19 protein-coding genes are annotated in these 19,984 nt (G+C 46.6%); 11 read left to right on the top strand and 8 right to left on the bottom strand.

Features of this window, described 5'->3' with window-relative positions; translation table 11 throughout:
• The first annotated feature begins 53 nt into the window (after positions 1–53).
• Complete coding sequence (locus L5M40_RS11455) at positions 54–728, top strand: class I SAM-dependent methyltransferase (protein ID WP_263175647.1); 675 nt, start codon at positions 54–56, stop codon at positions 726–728.
• Between the two features lie 196 nt (positions 729–924).
• Here L5M40_RS11455 and L5M40_RS11450 read toward each other — a convergent pair whose 3' ends face one another.
• On the bottom strand, positions 925–1,068 hold the full coding sequence (locus L5M40_RS11450; protein WP_211085969.1) for a hypothetical protein: 144 nt from the start codon (positions 1,066–1,068) through the stop codon (positions 925–927).
• A gap of 265 nt (positions 1,069–1,333) precedes the next feature.
• Between L5M40_RS11450 and L5M40_RS11445 the strand changes: the two genes are divergently transcribed.
• From L5M40_RS11445 to L5M40_RS11420, 6 genes are all read left to right on the top strand, one after another.
• Positions 1,334–1,885, top strand: coding sequence for an SMI1/KNR4 family protein (locus tag L5M40_RS11445; protein ID WP_263175646.1), 552 nt, complete (start codon positions 1,334–1,336; stop codon positions 1,883–1,885).
• 11 nt (positions 1,886–1,896) lie between these two features.
• Positions 1,897–2,343 (top strand): DUF6985 domain-containing protein, encoded by a 447-nt coding sequence (locus L5M40_RS11440; protein ID WP_168827277.1) that lies wholly within the window; start codon positions 1,897–1,899, stop codon positions 2,341–2,343.
• A 311-nt stretch (positions 2,344–2,654) separates the two neighbouring features.
• Positions 2,655–3,071, top strand: a complete 417-nt coding sequence (locus tag L5M40_RS11435) for a hypothetical protein (RefSeq protein ID WP_113940298.1) — start codon at positions 2,655–2,657, stop codon at positions 3,069–3,071.
• Positions 3,072–3,329: 258 nt separating this feature from the next.
• Positions 3,330–4,727, top strand: a complete 1,398-nt coding sequence (locus tag L5M40_RS11430; protein WP_168827776.1) for an amidohydrolase — start codon at positions 3,330–3,332, stop codon at positions 4,725–4,727.
• A gap of 137 nt (positions 4,728–4,864) precedes the next feature.
• A complete protein-coding gene (locus L5M40_RS11425; protein WP_168827775.1) occupies positions 4,865–6,196 on the top strand; it encodes a M16 family metallopeptidase in 1,332 nt (443 codons plus the stop codon).
• On the top strand, positions 6,193–7,656 hold the full coding sequence (locus tag L5M40_RS11420) for a M16 family metallopeptidase (RefSeq protein ID WP_263175641.1): 1,464 nt from the start codon (positions 6,193–6,195) through the stop codon (positions 7,654–7,656). Before L5M40_RS11425 ends, L5M40_RS11420 begins: the two co-directional genes overlap by 4 nt.
• Positions 7,657–7,744: 88 nt before the next feature.
• On the opposite strand, the gene L5M40_RS11415 is transcribed toward L5M40_RS11420, so the two are convergent.
• Positions 7,745–9,772, bottom strand: coding sequence for an alpha/beta hydrolase family protein (locus L5M40_RS11415; RefSeq protein WP_263256677.1), 2,028 nt, complete (start codon positions 9,770–9,772; stop codon positions 7,745–7,747).
• Positions 9,773–9,984: 212 nt separating this feature from the next.
• On the opposite strand from L5M40_RS11415, the gene L5M40_RS11410 reads away from it, so the two are divergent.
• Positions 9,985–10,536, top strand: coding sequence for a hypothetical protein (locus tag L5M40_RS11410; protein WP_173497718.1), 552 nt, complete (start codon positions 9,985–9,987; stop codon positions 10,534–10,536).
• A gap of 29 nt (positions 10,537–10,565) precedes the next feature.
• On the opposite strand, the gene trmL is transcribed toward L5M40_RS11410, so the two are convergent.
• Complete coding sequence (trmL, locus tag L5M40_RS11405; RefSeq protein WP_198572367.1) at positions 10,566–11,030, bottom strand: tRNA (uridine(34)/cytosine(34)/5-carboxymethylaminomethyluridine(34)-2'-O)-methyltransferase TrmL; 465 nt, start codon at positions 11,028–11,030, stop codon at positions 10,566–10,568.
• 193 nt (positions 11,031–11,223) lie between these two features.
• On the opposite strand from trmL, the gene L5M40_RS11400 reads away from it, so the two are divergent.
• Positions 11,224–12,081 carry a DMT family transporter gene (locus L5M40_RS11400; RefSeq protein ID WP_173497717.1) on the top strand — a complete coding sequence of 286 codons (858 nt, stop codon included), beginning with the start codon at positions 11,224–11,226 and terminating at the stop codon, positions 12,079–12,081.
• Positions 12,082–12,109: 28 nt separating this feature from the next.
• The gene (locus tag L5M40_RS11395; protein ID WP_198572366.1) at positions 12,110–13,051 is read left to right on the top strand and encodes a LysR family transcriptional regulator; all 942 of its coding nucleotides are present in this window, start codon (positions 12,110–12,112) and stop codon (positions 13,049–13,051) included.
• Here the strand turns inward: L5M40_RS11395 and L5M40_RS11390 are convergent.
• Positions 13,035–13,916, bottom strand: a complete 882-nt coding sequence (locus L5M40_RS11390; RefSeq protein ID WP_263175640.1) for a patatin family protein — start codon at positions 13,914–13,916, stop codon at positions 13,035–13,037. The two genes, L5M40_RS11395 and L5M40_RS11390, sit on opposite strands and share 17 nt — an antisense overlap.
• Before the next feature lie 77 nt (positions 13,917–13,993).
• Positions 13,994–15,007 carry a LysR family transcriptional regulator gene (locus L5M40_RS11385; RefSeq protein ID WP_263175639.1) on the bottom strand — a complete coding sequence of 338 codons (1,014 nt, stop codon included), beginning with the start codon at positions 15,005–15,007 and terminating at the stop codon, positions 13,994–13,996.
• A gap of 125 nt (positions 15,008–15,132) precedes the next feature.
• Between L5M40_RS11385 and L5M40_RS11380 the strand changes: the two genes are divergently transcribed.
• Complete coding sequence (locus L5M40_RS11380) at positions 15,133–17,133, top strand: ligand-gated channel protein (protein WP_263175638.1); 2,001 nt, start codon at positions 15,133–15,135, stop codon at positions 17,131–17,133.
• A 53-nt stretch (positions 17,134–17,186) separates the two neighbouring features.
• Here L5M40_RS11380 and L5M40_RS11375 read toward each other — a convergent pair whose 3' ends face one another.
• The 3 genes from L5M40_RS11375 to L5M40_RS11365 all read right to left on the bottom strand — a co-directional run bounded on the left by L5M40_RS11375 (position 17,187) and on the right by L5M40_RS11365 (position 19,878).
• Positions 17,187–18,128, bottom strand: coding sequence for a DUF4424 domain-containing protein (locus tag L5M40_RS11375; protein WP_263175637.1), 942 nt, complete (start codon positions 18,126–18,128; stop codon positions 17,187–17,189).
• Positions 18,129–18,174: 46 nt separating this feature from the next.
• Positions 18,175–18,408, bottom strand: coding sequence for a hypothetical protein (locus L5M40_RS11370; RefSeq protein WP_011787794.1), 234 nt, complete (start codon positions 18,406–18,408; stop codon positions 18,175–18,177).
• A gap of 132 nt (positions 18,409–18,540) precedes the next feature.
• Entirely contained in the window at positions 18,541–19,878 is a 1,338-nt protein-coding gene (locus L5M40_RS11365; protein WP_263162313.1) for a coproporphyrinogen III oxidase family protein, read from the bottom strand.
• Between the last annotated feature and the right edge of the window lie 106 nt (positions 19,879–19,984).

The raw sequence follows: 19,984 nt of genomic DNA, 5'->3' as shown, positions 1-19,984 counted from the left end.
AACATTACGACTATTCTCATTACTATGCACCTTACTATCCCTAGGAATTGTTGTTGAATATCTGCCCCTTATGCCATGGCGTTGAATTACTCGCTTATCATCAAGATAGGAAGCGTAGCTACCTGCAATGCCAAACCTGCCAACTGGTGAGCGTGCCTTCTGAGTTTTATCTTTCGGCCGAGGCAGAAAAAGCCGAGTACGATAAGCACGAGAATCATGCCGATGATCTCGGCTATCAAACATTTTTAAATCGCACACTTGAGCCACTACTTAGCCGTGTTAGCACTTCGGCCCAAGGGCTCGATTTTGGCTGCGGAGAAGGTAAGGCATTGAGTCTAATGGCAAAGGCGCGCGGTTATCAGATAGATAATTACGACCTTTATTACGCCAATAATCCCGAAACGTTAGCCCGCCAATACGACTTTATTACCTTAACCGAAGTCATAGAACACGTGAGTGGTGCCGCAGGTTTGCTTACTCAGCTCGATAGGTTATTAAAACCCAACGGCATTCTGGCGGTCATGACCAAGCGTGTGCAGGATAAAACCGCATTTGCCCACTGGCACTATAAAAACGATCCCACCCACATCAATTTTTACGCCGAAGCGACCTTTGAGTGGATCGCGCATCACTATGGCTGGCGACTCGAAATTATTGATAAGGACGTAGTCTTCTTGCATAAAGGGAGGCATAAAGAGATGCATAAAGGAATTCATCAGTCGAGTTAATGCTGTTGTCGCTTAAATGTACTTATCATCAATTTGTGACGCTATAGATGCCTGATTTTCTATGGGCTTTGTTGCAATGCCAGTGGCTATTACTAATACCTCAAGCTCTGACTCAAGATTAGGGTTAGCCGTTAGCCCGATAATCACTATGGCATCGTGGGGGGCATTTTTTGTTTAGCACGCCTATCTGATTATATTAACTGAGTTCTATGGTGTTCCTCGCGACGACACTCACAATTGCCGCCAGTGCTTGGTCTATATCATCGAGTAGTGGATGTTGCACCGAACGTTTACTCGTATTCTGCGTGTGGTTTTCAAGACGCTCGATTAATTCATTCACCTATATTTTGCGGGGCGAGCGAGGGTTCAAACTGAGTAAGGGTCACTTGACGCTGAAAATTAGGCTGTATATCTAGTTAATAAGGTATGACTGGAATAGCGGCTTAGTAAGTAATAGAAGGCTGAGACAGAATCTGTCGTAGCAATATGAAAATAGAATTTATGTGGTTAATTCGATTAACTAAGTTCGCCAAGTGTATATGTTCGCGGTATAAAGCAAATGGATTAATACTGCGGCCAAGTGTCAAGATGAAGGAATAAATACAATGGATGTTAAGACGTATCTACAAGCATTGAGTGCTATTTACGCCAACATGAATCAAACATTAGAACTGGATCGTGGCTTATCAAACTCAGTCTTAGATGAAGCCGAAAAACAATTAGGTTTTAAATTTGTTTCTCCGTTAAGGGAGCTTTGGGGATATGCCAATGGCGGCAATGAGTGGAGCACAGTCTTTGCCCGAAAAGATTACTTTTGCCGGTATGATTTTTTGTCTTTAGCCTCATCTCTTACATATCGTGACCGAATGAAAAAACGGGCCCAGCACTACGCTAATTACCAAGAGCCAGAAGTGCGGGATCCCAAAATCCAATCGGGATGGTATCAAGAAGGTTGGCTGCCCTTTGCCCAATTTGGGGGTGGCACATTACTCTTGATTGCAGATCATTCGCCCTCGGCATTAGGTAAAATGGGACAAGTGATCTCATACACCCATGACCCCGATATGATGGACTTTATCAGCCCAAACCTAAGCCAATTTTTTGCACAATCCTTGGCGCAAATCGCGCTATATCCATATGAATTAATTGAGGATTAAGGATAACAAAAATGTACGATCCATTATTCAACAAACCGAGTGAACTGATTATTGAAGGTGAGCTTCAGGGCAACGATAAGTTACGCATAAAAATGCTCGAAGACGTTTCTCTGATGACACCAGAAACGAAGCATCAAATTCTAAATGCTATGCTCAAAATGCATAAGTACTTTGAAGATTATTGTGGTGATTTGGAGGTTTCTTTAAATACCATCAATGAAATAGCCGCAAATACCCAGCCGTTGTACATTATATTGGATGACACCAGCACAATGGAGACTCGGGCAATTCGTTATCATTACGCCTGCAACTGGGAAACCGATCATGGGGTAGAAGTGATGGTACTCAATGGTAATCAAGTGATTTTTGTGGGCAACTGCGGTTACACCTATGGTGTGTTATTAGCCTCCATTGATAGTGCTTTATCCCTTCAAGATGAAGAGCTTAATTTTCTGTGAGTTGCTGACTAAATTTTACTACTATTATTCCCGCGCAATACTGTGTTACTCAGAAAGGCAATTTTAGCTAAGCATTTTAGCCAGACATCCACATATGATGGCTCTTGTTCAAGTAATTTTAGCCAGTACAGGTGGTAGAGAAACCGAAAGTGCATTATGTTGTTGATTTAAAATGGGTGGCTAGACTTTGGCTGGTAAACTAAGCTAAGGAGCCAAAACGTAACAAAGCGTTTAAAATCCTTCGCTTTACTCACTGGAAGTTCAAACTGCTGCTTCAGTTTGAAACTCCTTTAACACGGCGTTAACCTCCTATGACACCTGAATATCTAGCCAAACAAGTTGAATTTATTGACTGGCTCTCGGCTGCAAGTCCCATTGAAGGCGTATTGGGTTCTACATATGGATGGGAATGGCTGCCTACAAGCAGAGATCAAGAGGATCCTTTGAATGGTCCGAAAAAATGTGAGGAAACAAAAGACGCGGAGATGCTTGTGTATAAATCGGCGCTCAGATCTCTGAGAAAAATTGGCCGGTCACATCCTTTGCTTGTGTATGGTCCTCATGATTTTACTGAGAGCTTTAGAGGCGGCGCACTCTTTGCCTTCAAAATGGCAGCGAGAGAGGCCGCTCTCAGACAAAAGGGCGTATGGAGTGAGGTGGCTGAGTTGTATAGCCAAGGCCGATGGCCATGTGGTTTTAAAGAAAATCGTGAATTTGTTGTTTTGTGACTAAAGCTAACGATGCCAAGCATTAGGACAGCTTTTCCGTTGCCTTGAGTTTCTTTAACTGAGATCCGCCATCCCTATCTTTTTTCAGGTTGATTTATCTAAAAGTTTGATTCCCGCCCACAAACATTGCGGGAATGACGGTTAAAGACAGCCTCTAATGAAGCACAGTCTCTTTTACCTTTATCACTAAATCTATTAACAATTCCTCCTTGTCCGTGTAGTTTAGGTAGCTTATAAAAACAACAATAGGCTATCGCTATGACTTTACCCTCTGTATCACTTGCTGCATCAACATCATTTGAATTTAAGCCCCTAGTAAATAAATCTCATTTTTCCACGACCTTACTCGCGTCGGCCTTAGCCTTAAGCTTTATGGGCACAGGTTTTAATTCGGTGCAAGCGGCGACCAGTGCTATGCCTGATGCGGCTAAGTTGGCGGCGGGTGTGGAGCAAAAGGTGATCGACTGGCGTCGTGATTTGCATCAACACCCTGAGTTGTCTAACCGTGAGTTTCGCACCAGCAAGATTATTGAAAAACATCTGAAATCCTTAGGATTAGAAGTGCAAACGGGTGTTGCACATACGGGCGTGGTGGCCATTTTGAAAGGCGGGAAGCTGAAGGGCGGCAAGCCTGGTCCGTTGATTGCGATTCGAGCGGATATGGATGCACTGCCTGTGACTGAAGTGGTCGATGTGCCTTTTGCCTCTAAGGCGACTGACACTTATCGCGATCAAAAAGTGGGTGTGATGCATGCCTGTGGGCACGATACCCATGTGGCCATGTTGATGGGCGTGGCTGAAAACTTGGTTAAAGTGAAAGACAGTCTAGCGGGGGATGTGATGTTTATCTTCCAACCCGCTGAAGAAGGTGCGCCAGAGGGTGAAGAGGGCGGCGCGGAATTGATGCTCAAAGAAGGGCTGTTTGCTCAGCGCAAACCCGAGCAAGTATTTGGTATGCATGTCACCTCGAGTATGCCGAGTGGCATGATTGGCCTGCGCAGTGGTCCAGCAATGGCGAGTGAAGACTCTTTTACCATCAAAGTGAAAGGCAGCCAAACCCACGGTTCTCGTCCTTGGAATGGGGTCGATCCTATTGTTGCTGCGGCACAAATTATCACTAACGTGCAAACGATCGTCAGCCGTCAGGTGGATATCACTAAAGCGCCGGCTGTGGTGAGTTTTGGTGCGGTAAATGGTGGCATTCGCTCTAACATTATTCCCGATGAAGTCGAGCTGATTGGTACGATTCGTACCTTCGACCAACCCATGCGCGCCGATATCAAAGTGCGTTTAGCGCAAATGGCCGAGCTGTCGGCGAAAACCTTAGGGGCGACTGCGACTACTGAGATCCATCAAGGTTATCCTGTGGTGGTCAATAATCCTGAATTAGTCGCCAGCATGCGGCCTGTGCTTGCGAGCGTGGTGGGCGATAAGATGCTGATTGAACCCGGGTTAATCACAGGTGCCGAAGACTTTGCTTACTATGCCTTAGAAACGCCGGGGATGTTTTTCTTCCTCGGGGTGACGCCAAAGGGAACGGACCCTGAAACGGCGGCCAGCAATCATTCGCCGGCATTTTATGTGGATGAAAGCGCGCTAAAAGTGGGCGTTGAGGCCATGACCAAAGTGGCGTTAACGGCGCTCAAAGCCCAATAAGTGGCTAATGCATTATTCCGTAAGCGCTGCGGTATAACTTGAGCTTACAAAAAATCGGCGCGGGATACGCTTCCTGCGCTTGATTTGTTAAACAATTTACCTCTATATGTGGATATTTACAGCAAGGAGCGAACAAGATGAAGCGCACGCTATCGGCTCTGGTGTTGGCCATGGGACTTTTGAACCCCCTAAGCCAAGCACAGGCCACCACGGCAGAAGACATTAAGAGTTTCACGCTAGATAACGGCATGAAAATCATGGTGCTAGAAGATGCCTCAATTCCCAATGCCAACATGTATTTATTTTGGAAGGTCGGTTCACGTAACGAAGTGCCCGGCATTACTGGTATTTCGCACTTTTTCGAACACATGATGTTCAACGGTTCGAAAAAGTACGGCCCAAAAATGTTCGACCGTACTATGGAAGCCGCCGGTGGCGCGAACAATGCGTATACCACTGAAGACATGACGGTTTATACCGATTGGTTCCCCGCCAATGCGCTCGAAACTATGTTCGATCTCGAGGCTGACCGCATCGCTAACTTAGATATCAACCAAGCCATGGTCGATAGCGAACGTGGCGTAGTGCAGTCGGAGCGTTCCACTGGCTTAGAAAACTCTAACTGGAATGCCCTCGAAGGCGAAATCAAAGGCGTGGCGTTTTTAGCCCACCCTTATTCGTGGTCGGTGATCGGTCACGAGTCGGATATCGCCGCTTGGTCGCTGGAAGATTTAGTCCAGTACCATAAAACCTATTATGCGCCGAACAATGCCGTGGTCGTGATTGCTGGCGATGTAAAGCTTGCCCAAGTAAAAGCCTTGGCAGACAAGTACTTTGCGCCTATTCCGGCACAGACTCCGCCTAAAGCGATTCGCACTGTCGAACCTGAGCAAAAGGGTGAGCGTCGCACCTTTGTGCAAAAGGCATCGGTCAGCACACCTAACGTAATGTTGGCGTACCATATTCCGGCGGCAACTCATGCGGATTTTTATGCGCTGGACTTATTAAGCTCGATTCTAAGCCAAGGTAATAGCTCACGTTTATATCAATCATTGGTTGATAAACAAGTGGCCTTAGAAGCGCAAACCTACATGCCGATGTCGGTCGATCCTAACCTTTTCTATGTGATGGGTGTGGCTATACCTGAGGTGAAAGCCTCGACGCTGGAGCATGCGCTGATTGAGCAAATCGATGCGATTGCGACAACGGGCGTTACTCAGCAAGAGCTGGATAAAGTTAAAAATATCAAGTTGATGGATTTTTATCGTTCTATGGAAACCATTAATGGTAAGGCTAATACCATAGGCACCTATGAGATGTATTTTGGCAGTTACGACAAGTTATTTAATGCACCTGAAGCCTATAACAAGGTGACGCCTGCGGATATTCAACGAGTTGCCCAAACCTACTTACGTAAATCGAATCGCACTGTGGCTGTGCTGGCGGCAACTGAGGAGTCTTCCCTATGAAATCGACAGCAGTGAAATCACTTAAGATGGAATCACTTTGGAAATCGTCTAAGTTAATGGCAGCATTGGCTTTAGGCACAAGCTTAGTCTTAGCGGGCTGCGCGGCGACATCGGCACCAAAGCGGGTCGATACTGGCAGCTTTGCGATGCCAAGTTACGATAAGTTTGTGTTAGATAACGGCTTAACTGTGTACTTAATGCCGCAGCGCGAAGTGCCGTTAATTACCTTAAATGCCGTGGTACGCGCCGGTGCTGTGAATGACACCACCGCAGGCGTGGCACAAATGACAGCAGAAGGTTTGTTGTTAGGTGCGGCGGGGAAATCTAAGGCGGATATCGAGCAGCAAGTGGATTTTCTCGGTGCAAGTTTAGTGGCCGAAGCGGATAAGGAAGGCAGTTATCTGAGTGCTGACTTTATGGCGAAGGACATTGACTTGATGCTGGGCTTATTTAGCGCGGCGATGTTAACGCCTGATTTTGATGCCGCCGAGTTCGATAAACTCAAACAGCGCGCGATTGCTGGGCTGCAGCAGGATAAAGAAAGCCCACGAGCTGTGATTGGTCGTTACTTCGATAAGCTCGTATTTGGTGCACATCCTTATGGTAATGCGGCTTCGGGTAACAGTGACTCACTGGAGCAAGTGACTGTGTCGCAGCTGCGCGCCTTCCATAAGAGTTACTATCAGCCTTCCAATACTGCGATAACTGTCGTGGGTGACTTTGATGTGGCGACGATGAAAGCCAAGTTGACGCAAACCTTTGGTCAGTGGCAGGGCAGCGAAAAACTGGTACAACCTGATTTAAACCAAGGTTTGCCTCAGTTGACCGAGGCCAAAGTCTTGCTGGTGGATAAACCCGATGCAATCGAAACTACTTTTGTGATTGGGGGTTTAGGCATTAGTCGTGACAATCCAGACTATGTAGGTTTAACGGTAGTGAACACTATTTTAGGTGGTCGTTTTACCTCTTGGCTTAACGACGAGCTGCGGGTGAACGCGGGGCTAACCTATGGCGCGCGCTCAGGTTTTAGTCCTTATACCGACTCGGGTGTGTTTACTATCAGTACTTTCACTAAGACGGAAACCACTCAAGAAGCGATGGATTTAGCCTTAAAAACCTATGCACGTTTATGGGAAAAAGGTGTAGACCAAGCGACCTTAGATTCGGCTAAAGCCTACGTTAAGGGTCAGTTCCCGCCTCAGTTTGAAACCTCAGGGCAGCTGGCGGGGCTCTTATCTGGCATGTATCTATACGGTTTCGATGATAAGTTTATCAATGAGTTCCAAGCTAAGGTGGATGGTTTGACCTTAGAAGAAACCCAAAGGTTAGTGAAAACTTACTTCCCGCAAAAAGATCTGCAATTTGTGCTGATTGGCAATGCGGCTAAGATTGCACCTATTGCCGCTAAGTACGGCAAAGTGCAAACCGTCGATATTAACGCCACGGGATTTGGCCAATAAGCCATCATTGCGAGGCTTGATTCAATAAAGAAAAGGTCTGCATAGTGCAGACCTTTTGCTTTTCTGTTCTTGGTGCTAGATGCAGCGTTTATTGTCCACTCGGCTTAGCATAATGGGTCATCCAATCTTTCACTTGGTTATACCAATAGATAGAGTTATTGGGTTTCATAACCCAATGATTTTCATCGGGGAAGTAAATCATCCGTGATTCCACATTGCGAGTTTGCAGGGTGCGGAACAGTTCAAACCCTTGCCCCACTGGTACCCGGTAGTCGAGCTGACCGTGGCTGACTAAGGTCGGAGTGTTAAAGTTAGCCGCAAAGTAATGCGGAGAAATGGCTTTATACAGTTCAGGATTATCCCAGTAGTTGCCAAATCGAGTGCTGTGGACGGCAAAATCCGACGCCATTTGTGAATACATGTCGTAAACCGCAGCGTGGATCAACAAGGCTTTAAAGGGATGTGGTTGACCTAAAATAATTGAGGTCAGATAACCACCGTAACTTGCACCACCCGCCACCATGCGGTCGCTGTCTATCCAGCTTTGTTGTTTAAACCAGTCGGCTGCCTTGAGCACATCTTCGAGGGATTTATTCTTCCAATCTGGGTTAATCGCATCGGCAAACGCTTGTCCGAAGCCGCTAGAACCATGGAAGTTTGGCCAAGCAGTGACATATCCCCAAGAGGCGAAGGTTTGTGCGTTCCAACGGTAATGGAAACCGTCGGTAATGGCGTTATGTGGCCCGCCGTGAACCAGCATAAAGAGGGGATATTTTTTACTGCGATCGAATCCGGGGGGATAGTGAACCCACATTTGAATATCTTGATCTTGATATCCCTTGTAGGTCACTGATTCGTAAGTGCCTAAATCAACATCTTTGAGAATATCGTCATTAAAATTCTCTAGGCGTACCGTCTTACCATTGCGGGGATTAATGCTGACCAAGCGCGCTGGGTGCAAAAAGCTCTCGTTGGTGGCAATCAGTTCACCGTCTTTACCTATGGCGGGTTGGCTAAAGTCAGTTGCCTCTGTAATGGCTTTGACTTTACCGTTTTTGGCATCGATATGATAAATGCGGTTAGTGGCGGCATCTTCGATGGTGGCATAAAAGCCTTTACTGTCGGGGGTCCAATTAAATTGGCTGACCGAACGATCCCACTCTGGTGTTAGCGTATTAAGTTTACGGCTATCGATATCCAGTAACATCAGCCTTGAAGTATCGGCATAGAAACCGGGGATTTTCTGACGGGTAAAAGCCAACGTTTTGCCATTGGGGCTAAAGCTGGGATCAGCATCTGCGGCTTGATTTTCTGGGGTGATATTCTCTGCTTTACCACTGCCAATCGTCGCAAGGAAAATATCCAGTTTAGGGTCGATACGGTTGTCTGAGCCATAAGTACTGAAGGCAATTAAGCGTTCATTAGGCGAAATATCGTAACTTGAACTGCTTTGGCTCGAGCGTGGTAACTCATGGCCGAGTGCTTGCGTCACGGCTTCGACTTCGCCGCCCGAAGCGGGGAGCCTAAATACATGGGCTTGGCGACGTTCATCTAACCAGTGATCAAACTGAGCGTAGGGCAAAGCGTTCCACTGACGAGCGGAGACCTTATTGTCCTCATCGGCTTTTAGTTGGGTTTTCATCTCGTCCCATGTTTGATTTGGGAATACATTGCTGATGAAATACAAATGCTTGCCAACCCATTTAATACCATTTACGCCAGTAGGTATGTCGGTTAAGCGCTGCGCTTCACCCGGACCGTCCATAGGCAATAGGTAGATTTGGCCTGCGTCGTCTTCATTTCGCTCACTCACAAAGGCTAAGGTTTTGCCGTCGGGCGAAAACACGGGTTCACTTACCTTTAACCCTTTGACTGTAATAGCACGATTATTTTTACCTTCGCCATCAAAACGCCATAACTGGGTCGAACCTTTATCTTCCTTCAGATCATATTCCGTGACTGGCGCAATAATATGCTCACCAGAGGGCGATACGACTGGGCTACCAATACGCTTAAGTTGCCAGAGCAATTCCACCGAGAGCGGTTTACCCTGCTCCGCAAATGCTGAGCCGAATGGCATCAACAGACAGAGCAATAAGATTCCTGCCTTCTTCACTGTGAGTCTCCTTATCATACATATAGTTATAATGATTTTATTTATGGTGCAGATTCGAGAGTATAGAAACCGAGCATGAAAGCAAACTGAGTGATAACCCATAGCGGGACGCTTTGTGTAAGCATCTGTGAATGGTTGTCGGCTAATTGTGATTTGTTGATGGCAGAATTACAGGCTAATCTAGGATGAGATTTCGGCTGAGGACTAGGTAGATGCAGAATAAAATCAATCGATTAAGACTATTATGGGGAGTGACAATTGCACTGAGTACTGTTATTCCTCTGGCTGCGCACGCGGCTAGGGTAAGTTTTAGTGAGTTTTGCCCTCAGTTTACCGGTCAATGGGTGGGCGATGCCGCTAAAGTGGGGGAAGTGCCACGAAAAGTCACAGTCACCGGATTTTGCTCCCATGATAAGCGGCAGCTGTTATTGTCTGTGAGTGTTGGCACGCGTGCGCCCTATAGTGAAACCTGGTGGTTTAGGGAGCAGGGCGAGCAAGTGTTGTTGACTTATTACGATGGCGTGTCCCAAGAGAAGCAGCAAGTCTTTAGCTTATATCGTCAAAATGGCGATTATTCTTTGCTGGGTGAGGGCGTGGTGACTGCCCGGTCTGCGTTAATTCAATTACTGTTCGAGGCAAAGGGGGCGGGTGCTCAAGCTAACACATGGCAATGGACGCAGAATATTCAATATTTAGACGATGATGTTGATCGCTATCAGCTTTTTCGCGGGATAGAGATGACGCCAGTCGCGCCATCTCCTTAGTCGCCAATCCGATTTACCTTCGATAGCGCTTAAAGTGCGCCAGCAAAATCCAGTTGGCGCCACGCTTCATAGCTGATAATCGCCACCGCATTAGAAAGATTCAAGCTACGGCTGGTGGCCGCCATGGGGATGCGTAGTCTCTGCTCAGTGGGGATAGATTCGATAATCGCCATCGGTAAACCTCGGGTTTCTGGGCCGAATAGCAGCACATCGTCTTTGGCAAAACTCAGTTCAGTATGCTGGCTACTCCCCTTAGTCGTACAGGCCATAATGCGCTTGCCAGCCATGGCTTCGAGGAAAGCATCGAAGTCTTTATGGCGAGTCACATTGGTTAAGTCGGCATAGTCCAAACCCGCGCGGCGTAGCTTTTTTTCTTCTAGATCAAAACCTAATGGCTCAATCAAATGCAGCTGGCAGCCATTGTTTGCGCAAAGGCGAATGATATTACCTGTGTTAGGTGCGATTTCTGGCTCATAGAGTGCGATATGGAACATACTGGCCCGCCTGTAGAAAATGACGGCCGATTATACGGCAAACGGCGCCCAAGCGCAGTGTCTGTTGTGGGTGGATTTGGCTAAGTTCATGCAATAGAGGTTGTAATCGGTGGAATTGTTATCTCAAGGCTTGCCTGTTTTATTATCTCAAAGTAATATATCTCAACATCAAGATACTTTTTAAGAAGTCATTATGCCCTTTATTATTGCGTTACTCGCCCCTGTATTTTGGGGGACGACCTATGCGTTAGTGAGTCTCTACTTACATGATATGTCGCCCTATTGGGTGGCTGTGTGGCGCGCGCTGCCTGCGGGGATTCTGATGTTGATGCTGCGTCCTCGTTTGCCAACTTTGGTTTGGTCAAAGCTTGGTTTGCTGGCTTTTTGTAATATCGGTGCCTTCTTCACTTTGCTATTTATCGGCGCGTATCGTTTGCCGGGCGCGGTGGCGGGAACCTTAGGGGCCACTCTGCCGCTCATCTTCTTAATACTGGCTTGGCTCATTGATAAAAAACGCCCAGCAATGAAGTGGTTATTATTAGGCTTAATGGGTCTTGGTGGGGTGATTTTACTGCTTAACCCTTCGGCGGATCTCGATCCTATCGGCGTGTTGTGCATGTTGAGCGCCACTACGTTAATTGCCTTTTCTTCTCGCTGGATGCAAAAGTGGGATGTGGGTGACTTTTTAGTGCTGACCGCGTGGCAGCTATTATTAGGCGGTTTGATGTTGATCCCACTGGCTTGGTTTATGGCAGGGCCACCGCAGCTACCGAGTATGACGCTTGTACCTTCACTGATATGGTTAGTGATTGCCAACACCGCCGTTGCCTATTGGGCTTGGTTATGGTCTATGCGAAACTTAGGGCCAGAAATCATGGGTATGGTCGCTTTAGTCAACCCTGTGGTTGCCGTATCATTAGGGGTCATGATTGTGGGGGAAACTTTAGATATGCGCCAATGGATGGGAATAGCTGTGATTTTATTGTCACTGTTATTGATGAAGTTGCCGCAGAATTTAAGGTTAAATCCATTTAAAAAAGTGCAACCCTAGTCATTATTTTGGGGTGAATGAGGCATAGATGCTAAAACGTTTGGATCTGAATTTACTGCCCGTACTCGAAATTCTACTTGAGGAGCAAAGCGTGACCGCCGCTGCTGCGCGGTTGCATTTGAGCCAGTCGGCGGTGAGTAAACAGCTCACACGTCTGAGGGAAGTATTTGATGATCCTTTATTTGAGCGTACCGCCTACGGCCTAAAACCGACACCCAAGGCTTTGTCACTCGCGCCTGAGTTGCGCCAATGCTTACAGCAATTGGCGCAATTTACTCGGCCGGACACCTTCGAACCCGCCTTGAGCCAACGACAGTTTAGAATGCATTTGGTCGAAACCACCTATTCACTGACCTTTCCTCATTTTATGCCCATGTTGCTCACTCAAGCGCCCGGTGTGAGTCTCAATTGCCAAACGTGGCGACTCGATACCATGGACAGATTACTGCGCTGCGACATCGACTTAGCCATAGGTTGCCGCGAGTGGGATGAGCGCTCGCCCATGCATGTGAATAATATTCCCGATGACTTATGCCATGTTGAGTTAGTGCAGGATTATCCCGTGTGTTTGATGCGTCGTGATCATCCGGCGTTAACACAAGAATGGAATTTAGATACCTTCTTGAGTTATCGCCATCTGCAAGTGGCCTTTGGCGGTTTAGAGCATTGGTTGCTGGATGATGTGTTGCAACTCGAGGGCCGTAAACGGGATATTGCCGTGAATATGACCGACTTTCAGAGTGCTCTCACCCTGTGTGAACAGAGCGATTTAATCCTCTGCGCACCTTCGCGCTATGCCTTGGCTGTGATGAAGTCTTTTGAGCTTCAGTCTTTACCATCACCCATCAAGCTGATCCCCGGTGCGTATTTATTGATGTGGCACAAACACTTCGAACACGACTTGAGCCATAAATGGCTGCGAGAGTTGATTATTAGCCAAGTGCTGCGTTCGATTACACTTCAGATTTAGGCCGTTTTGGTGCGGCTAACCAAGTGATTAATGCGGGCAAGATATTTTGCCCATCTGTTAAGCCTTGCTGATAGACAGCGGTTACTTTACCGATATTGCGATCGAGCCGCGATAGATTAAGTGGTTGCGCTGGGCGGATCACAAAGGCTTTATTATTCGCAACGGCTTGGTTTAACTCGACTAATGCTTGATTATAAACTCGGTGGCGCTCACTTAACGCATGGGCAACGGCGGGGTAGCGTTTATAGGTTTTGCGGGCTAACCAATTCATTTTCATCGCGGATTTTTGGTAATGCTGATCTTGAGTCAAGATCACCACTTGGCGTGCATAACCATCTTTGCGTGATTGCGCTAACGGTATCGGTTCGCCGATGCCGCCATCGAGGTAAGGATTTTGGTTGATCACGCTGGGTTTAGACATAAAAGGCAGGCTAGAGGAGGCAATGAGCACGTCGAGCAATTTATCGTGTTCATTAAAATCGGCCATACCAAAGTAATCGGTTTTTCCTGTGTTGCAGTTAAAGGCGCCGACCTTGAATTCGGTATTACTATTTAAAAATGTATCAAAATCAAATGGCAGCAACTCATAAGCCATGCGACGGTAGGTAAAGTCTGTATTGACATAATTACCGGTTGCCAGCCAATGGCGGATGCCCATATAGCGTTTGTCATTGAGATATTGCTGCTGAATGTGGAGATTGCGACCAAATTGGCGGGATACATAGGACGCGGGATAAATGGCACCTGCAGATACCCCAATTACATAGTTGAAGTGAAGTGACTGCTGTAAAAACGCGTCTAATACACCTGCGGTATAAATGGCTCTGAGGCCACCACCTTCCAACACTAAGGCCACATCTTTCATCGAGTTACATCTTTTTATCGGTTTATCACCGCAGAATACCCCAGCTTAGCGCAGAAATGAATGCGTGTAAGGTATCCTCAAGATGCGTGACCAACATCAAGATGATGTGACTTTTTCTTAGTTTTAATTGGTAAGATATTGGTTACGTTATCGTTTACGCTATCTTTTTGATGGCCCAGATTAACATGATAGGCTTGGTGAAAATCTGTCTGACTAAAGTATTGGCTAAGTGCATTGAGCGCTTCTTTCACTTTTGCGGGCTGCTTATCTCGCGCCGACGTTACGCTATAAACACTGTAGGTATTGAGTGACCATTCGGGTAATAGGGTGACAAGTTGGCCGCTTTCGAGGTATTTGTGTACTTCAGGTTCGGGCAGGGCGGCAAATCCTAGACCATCGAGTGTGAGTTGAATTAACGCCTGCATATTGTTGACGCTAATTCGCTGGCTTGTCAGTTCAAAACACTCTTGGCTGAAGGCGTGGGTTAAGATATCGCCTTTAGCATAAGTGTGATAGATCCGATTTAATTCAGCTAACTCCGTTGGGTGGCTAAGGTTTTTATGCATTGGCAGATAATTGGGTGAGGCGCACAGTAACATACGCCAATCGGCTAAATGGCGGGCAATTAGGTTGGAATCCGATAAGGGGCCGATGCAAATCGCCAGATCGATACCGTCGTTGACTATATCTATCGGGCCATCTTGCAGCAGTAAATTCAAACTTATCTGTGGATGTGCTGCCAACAGGTAATTAAAAGGTTCGCTTAACAGGCCGCCGCCAAATCCTATAGGCGCGGCAATCTTTAATTCCCCTGATGGAATACCTTTCAAGTTATTAAGTTTCTGCTCTGTGCTTTCGACTATCGCTATGACCTTGCGGCAATTCTCATAGAACAAACTGCCCGCTTCGGTGAGCGTGAGGTTGCGGGTATTGCGGTGGAACAGGCTGATCCCCATGTCCATTTCGAGCTTGGTCACTTGCTGACTTACCGCCGACGAGCTGAGATTTAATTGCTGCGCTGCGGCACTCATTGAGCCCTTTTCTGCGATTGTCGCAAAAACGATCATCCCTTTGATCATGTTTTTATTCATTTTTAAGTAACTCTTACAAGTGAATACCTAAAGTCTAACTTGAGCTGATTGTAACATAGAGATACATTGCCGTATTGAAAATTGTTCTCATTTACAATCTTTGCTCTAATGGAGACTTGTCGGTTATGTTGTTAAGTCGTAAGAAGTACCTCGCTCAAGTGATCACCGCTTTATGTTTGTTGCCCACAGTACCAGTAACAAATGCCCTTGCGGATACCGCGTCAGATAAAGAAAAGATGATGGAAAGAATCGTGGTGACTGCATCGGGATTTGAACAGCAAATTCGCGATGCGCCAGCTTCTATCAGCGTGATCACCCGTGAGGATCTGGATAACCGCTTCTACCGCGACTTAACCGATGCCATGTTAGAAGTGCCCAGCGTGGTGATTACGGGCGGTGCAGACCGTCAGGATATCAGTCTGCGGGGCATGGGTAGCCAATACACGTTAATTTTAGTGGATGGTAAACGCCAATCCTCGCGCGAGACACGGACCAACAGTGACGGCCCAGGCGTTGAAGGCGCTTGGACGCCACCATTGGCTGCTATCGATAGAATTGAGATCGTTCGTGGGCCTATGTCGTCACTTTATGGTTCGGATGCCATTGGTGGGGTAATTAACATTATCACTCGCAAAGTGCCAAACGAGTGGCAGGGTGAGGTGCGACTCGACAGCACTTTGCAGGAAAAGTCTGACTCGGGAAATGTGTATCAAGGCAACTTTTTCGTCAACGGTGGTTTGATCAAAGATCTGCTAGGGATGCAACTTTATGGTCAATATACCCAGCGTGAAGAAGATCAAATCTATGGTGGTTACCGAGGTCGCGATGCGACTAACTTGACCGCGAGATTTGCGCTCACACCCAATGAAAATCACGATATCATGTTTGAAGTTGGCACCTCTAACCAAGAACTCGACAGCAGTTTAGGTAAAACCGTCACACCGTTAGCACCGGGCGAAGCCTGTGGTCGTCGCGGTTGCCCTGAATCTTCAACGACAGAATATGAAAACAGCACTTTCTCCCTTTCACATACAGGTCGTTGGGACTTTGGTACTTCGGATAGTTATATCAAGCATGAAGTGTTTGATAATAAATCCCGTAAGATGAAAATCACTAACACGGATGCGCAATCTAGCCTTATCACTACGTTAGGCCAAAGTCATACAGCGACCTTTGGCGCAGCATTCAACCATCAAGATCTCACCGACGAAACAGGTAACCAAGTGAGTGACTTAACTGATATTAGTCGCAAACAATGGTCGGTGTTTTCTGAGGATGAATGGCGCATTGTCGATAACTTTGCTCTGACCATGGGGCTGCGTTTGGATGATGATGAGAACTTTGGTAATCATGTCAGTCCGCGCGTTTATGGCGTGTGGGGATTAACCGACAGCACCACCTTAAAGGGCGGTGTATCAACAGGGTTTAGGGCGCCGAGTTTACGCCAGACAGTGCCCGACTGGGGACAAGTTAGCCGCGGTGGCAACATGTACGGTAATCCAGATTTACAACCTGAAACTTCAGTTAACTACGAGTTAGGTTTGTATTCTGATCTGACCGAGAGCATTACCGCTAGCGCGGGTGTGTTCTATAACGAGTTTAATGACAAGATCACCCGCGTTGCCTGTCCTGCGACTCAATGTACCGATGGTCCAAATCAATTTGGTTCTAATCCGACGACTTATGTGAACGTCGACGAAGCTGTGACCCAAGGGATTGAACTGAGTATCGACTATCGCATTCGCTCAAACTTGAGTTTGACAGGTAACTATACCTATACGGATTCGGAGCAAAAGACAGGTGTTTATAAAGGTAGCCCATTGAATCAATTGCCTAAGCATTTGATCCAAGCGTCTTTCAACTACGAGCCTATTGATAATTTAAGCACTTGGTTGAGGGTGAACTACCGTGGCGAAGAGAGCCAACCGACGACAGGACCTTCATCGAGCAGTTTAATCGCCCCTTCTTATACTCTGCTGGATTTGGGGGCTAACTACCAGTTGAACGATAGCCTGAAATTTAGCGCGGGCATTTATAACGCCTTCGATAAGAAAATTACCCAAGAAGAATACGGTTATATCGAAGATGGCCGCCGTTACTGGTTAGGTATGACCTATAGTTTTTAAATTAAAAATAGCGAGTTATAAAGAAGCCAGCACTTAGCTGGCTTCTTTTTTGATTATTCAAAATTCGGTTTACGAATAAACAGGACGCTGAGATCTTGCTTTGGCGTGAACTGTTTTTGCTGGAACTCAAAGGTGAGTGGGTCAGTTTTTTTAAGCTCGCCATCAAAACACAAGCTAATGAGATCTGTGGGCTGGGATTTTTTTAGGGTGAGTTTGAAGTCCTTAATTGACCCTTGCCAGTTATTAGCTGTGACCAAAATATAGCTAAGATGGCTCCATTCGACGCCAATCTCCTGATCTTCACCGTCTTGTTTAACGATAAGGTTGCGCTTCCTAATGCCTTGCTTGGCGCTTTCATCTAAACAGGCCAGTTCAGTGTAAGTATCAATAATACTACTGGCAGTATCGGGGATGCCCGTTGAGAGGCTTGGCGTGTAGCTATGGCTGATAGCGACAGATTGGCCCGCGGGAAAGGTTTGTTCCCACACAAAGTAATCACTTAGGGTAAAGGCGATTTGTTGGTCCTCATCCAACCATTGTTTGGGGAGCGCGGGTTTGCCCTCGGGGACTTCGGCATATTCGGCAAAGTAAGCGACTTCATCTATCCCCCAACCAAGCTGTTTCAGCTCGGTTGAAATATCGGTTTTATCGGCAAGTTGGGCAACAAGCCTGTGCTGAGTTGGCTGGGTTTTGCCATTCACTTTAAGGGTGAAATTATCAATGCTGCTGTGATCGGCGGAGCCAAAAAACATCGGTGGCATGGGGAAGGCGATGGGGACGATAAGATCCTGCGAACTGGTGTTGGTAAACACATAATCGACCCTGACTTCGGTCTCGCTGATGAAGAGGGACTCTTTATCCATACTGATATTAGGCTGATATTTCAAGGTAATAGAGCCATTAGCATCGCCAAAACTGCTATCGTTGGCAGAGGCAGTTTCTCCGTAGACGAGTAAAACTATAGCAAAAAGGGGTATGGCTAAGTGTGCTGACATGTACTTCTTAACTCTAGTTGGATGTTTTAGTATCAATGGGGAACGATTATTGCGCGCGGGCGAGGTCGATGGCCGCACTTATCGCATTTCGCGCTTGTGGGCTATTTTTCCAGCAAGTGGTGCGCAGCATGCTGGCGACTAAGTTAGCAATATCATCCACTTCGTGTTGGGCGAGTTGTTGCAGCGAGCTGATGCCAATTTCTTCGAAGCGTTTAATTACCGTCGGGCCAACGCCTTTGAGTGCTAATAAGGCTTGTTTTTCTTGTTCATTAAAACCCATAACGAATACTCCTTTATTGTTGGGATTGTGCTCAATTAATAGTACTGGGCAAGATTACCTTTAAACCGAGTTAACAAAAAGGCCCTCGAAGGGCCTGTTTAGTCTTTATGAATCAACAATCATCAATAAGTGTTACATATCACAGGGTTTGAGCGGTTTACGCAACTGGGCGCGCACGTTGTCCATGCCGGCGTAAAACTCTTTCATCATCAATAGACCCATCATCTTGCCGTTATCGGTGACGATCAGATTGTCTGGATCTGTTGGGTCGTTTTTGATGGCGCCAATCAGTTTCATCGAGGTCATTTCTTTAAATAAGGCGGTATCTAAATTGACGCCAAAGGTTTCGCGGAAATATTTACGCGATAAACGGCCGGAGAACATGCCCAGCAAAAAGCGATATTGCATCACGTCTTTTTTGCTGTAGTTCTTTTGTTGCTCGACACCCATTTGACCCGCTGCGATGCGTTCTTGGTACTTACGTAGCGAGAAAGTATTCACATAAAGCGTGTCATTTAAGAAGCTAAATGAGCCCGAACCTACCCCTAAGTATTCGTCGTAATCAATAACGTATTCGTCAAATCCTTCATCATCGGTTTTACCAAATGCCCATGCAGACAATTGATTATATTGACCATTAAGACTGTTTAATATTTGGCGATATTGGTTTGCCATATCCGCTTGCGGCGCCGCTAATTTGCCTTTAACACTTTTACGGGTTTGATGAGTGATCATCAGCGGATAGGTGGTAATTTGTCTTGGGTCTAAGCGCGATGCCATGTCGAGATCGTGTTGGATCACTTCATCGGTTTGGCCGCGGAAACCAAAAATCAGGTCGACGTTGATAATAGGGAACAACTCTTTGGCACCCATGATCTTGTCGAAGGTTTGCTGACCCGTGCCGAATTTATCGAGTCGGTCGGTCATTTTTAAAATATCGTCATTAAAGCTTTGCACGCCGATAGACATGCGATCCACTAAGCCTTTGAGCTGTTTAAAGCCTGGGCTGTCTAAATGCTGCGGATCGGACTCGCAGGAGACTTCTTTAATGCTAGGAAATAGGGTTTTAGCGTGTTCTATGGTACGGGCTAATTCGTCTTCTAATACCGTGGTGGTACCACCACCAATGTACATAGATTCAAAGTCATAGCCGAGGGCCTTGACCATTTCCATCTCTTTACGTAATGAGATGAAGTAGGCACGCGCCTTGTCTTCCTTAAACATAAAACGGTGGAAGGTACAGTAAGAGCACAGGGTATGGCAGAAGGGAATATGTGCGTATAGCATATATTTTTTGCCTTCAACCGGTGCTGGCATCATTTCTGCGGAAAGCGTATCGAGGCGAAGATTCTTATCGACATAGTACTGCATGACCCGTTCCATCGAGCCGAGCATCCAGTTAGGGACGGTAATATTCGCTTGATAAGGCGTTGCGATAGCGCCGCTGAGCGTTTGAATAACTGATGACATAACGATTCCTATCTGAGAGTGCTAACCGTAAACACCGAAATTGCTTTAGGTAATTCACGACCACCTAGCGCAATAAGACTACCTCGTATGTAATTGTTAAAACGTG

This window comes from Shewanella sp. SM68 (assembly GCF_025653925.1).
Lineage (GTDB): Bacteria > Pseudomonadota > Gammaproteobacteria > Enterobacterales > Shewanellaceae > Shewanella > Shewanella oncorhynchi.
This window is presented reverse-complemented; position numbering and strand designations above follow the sequence as displayed.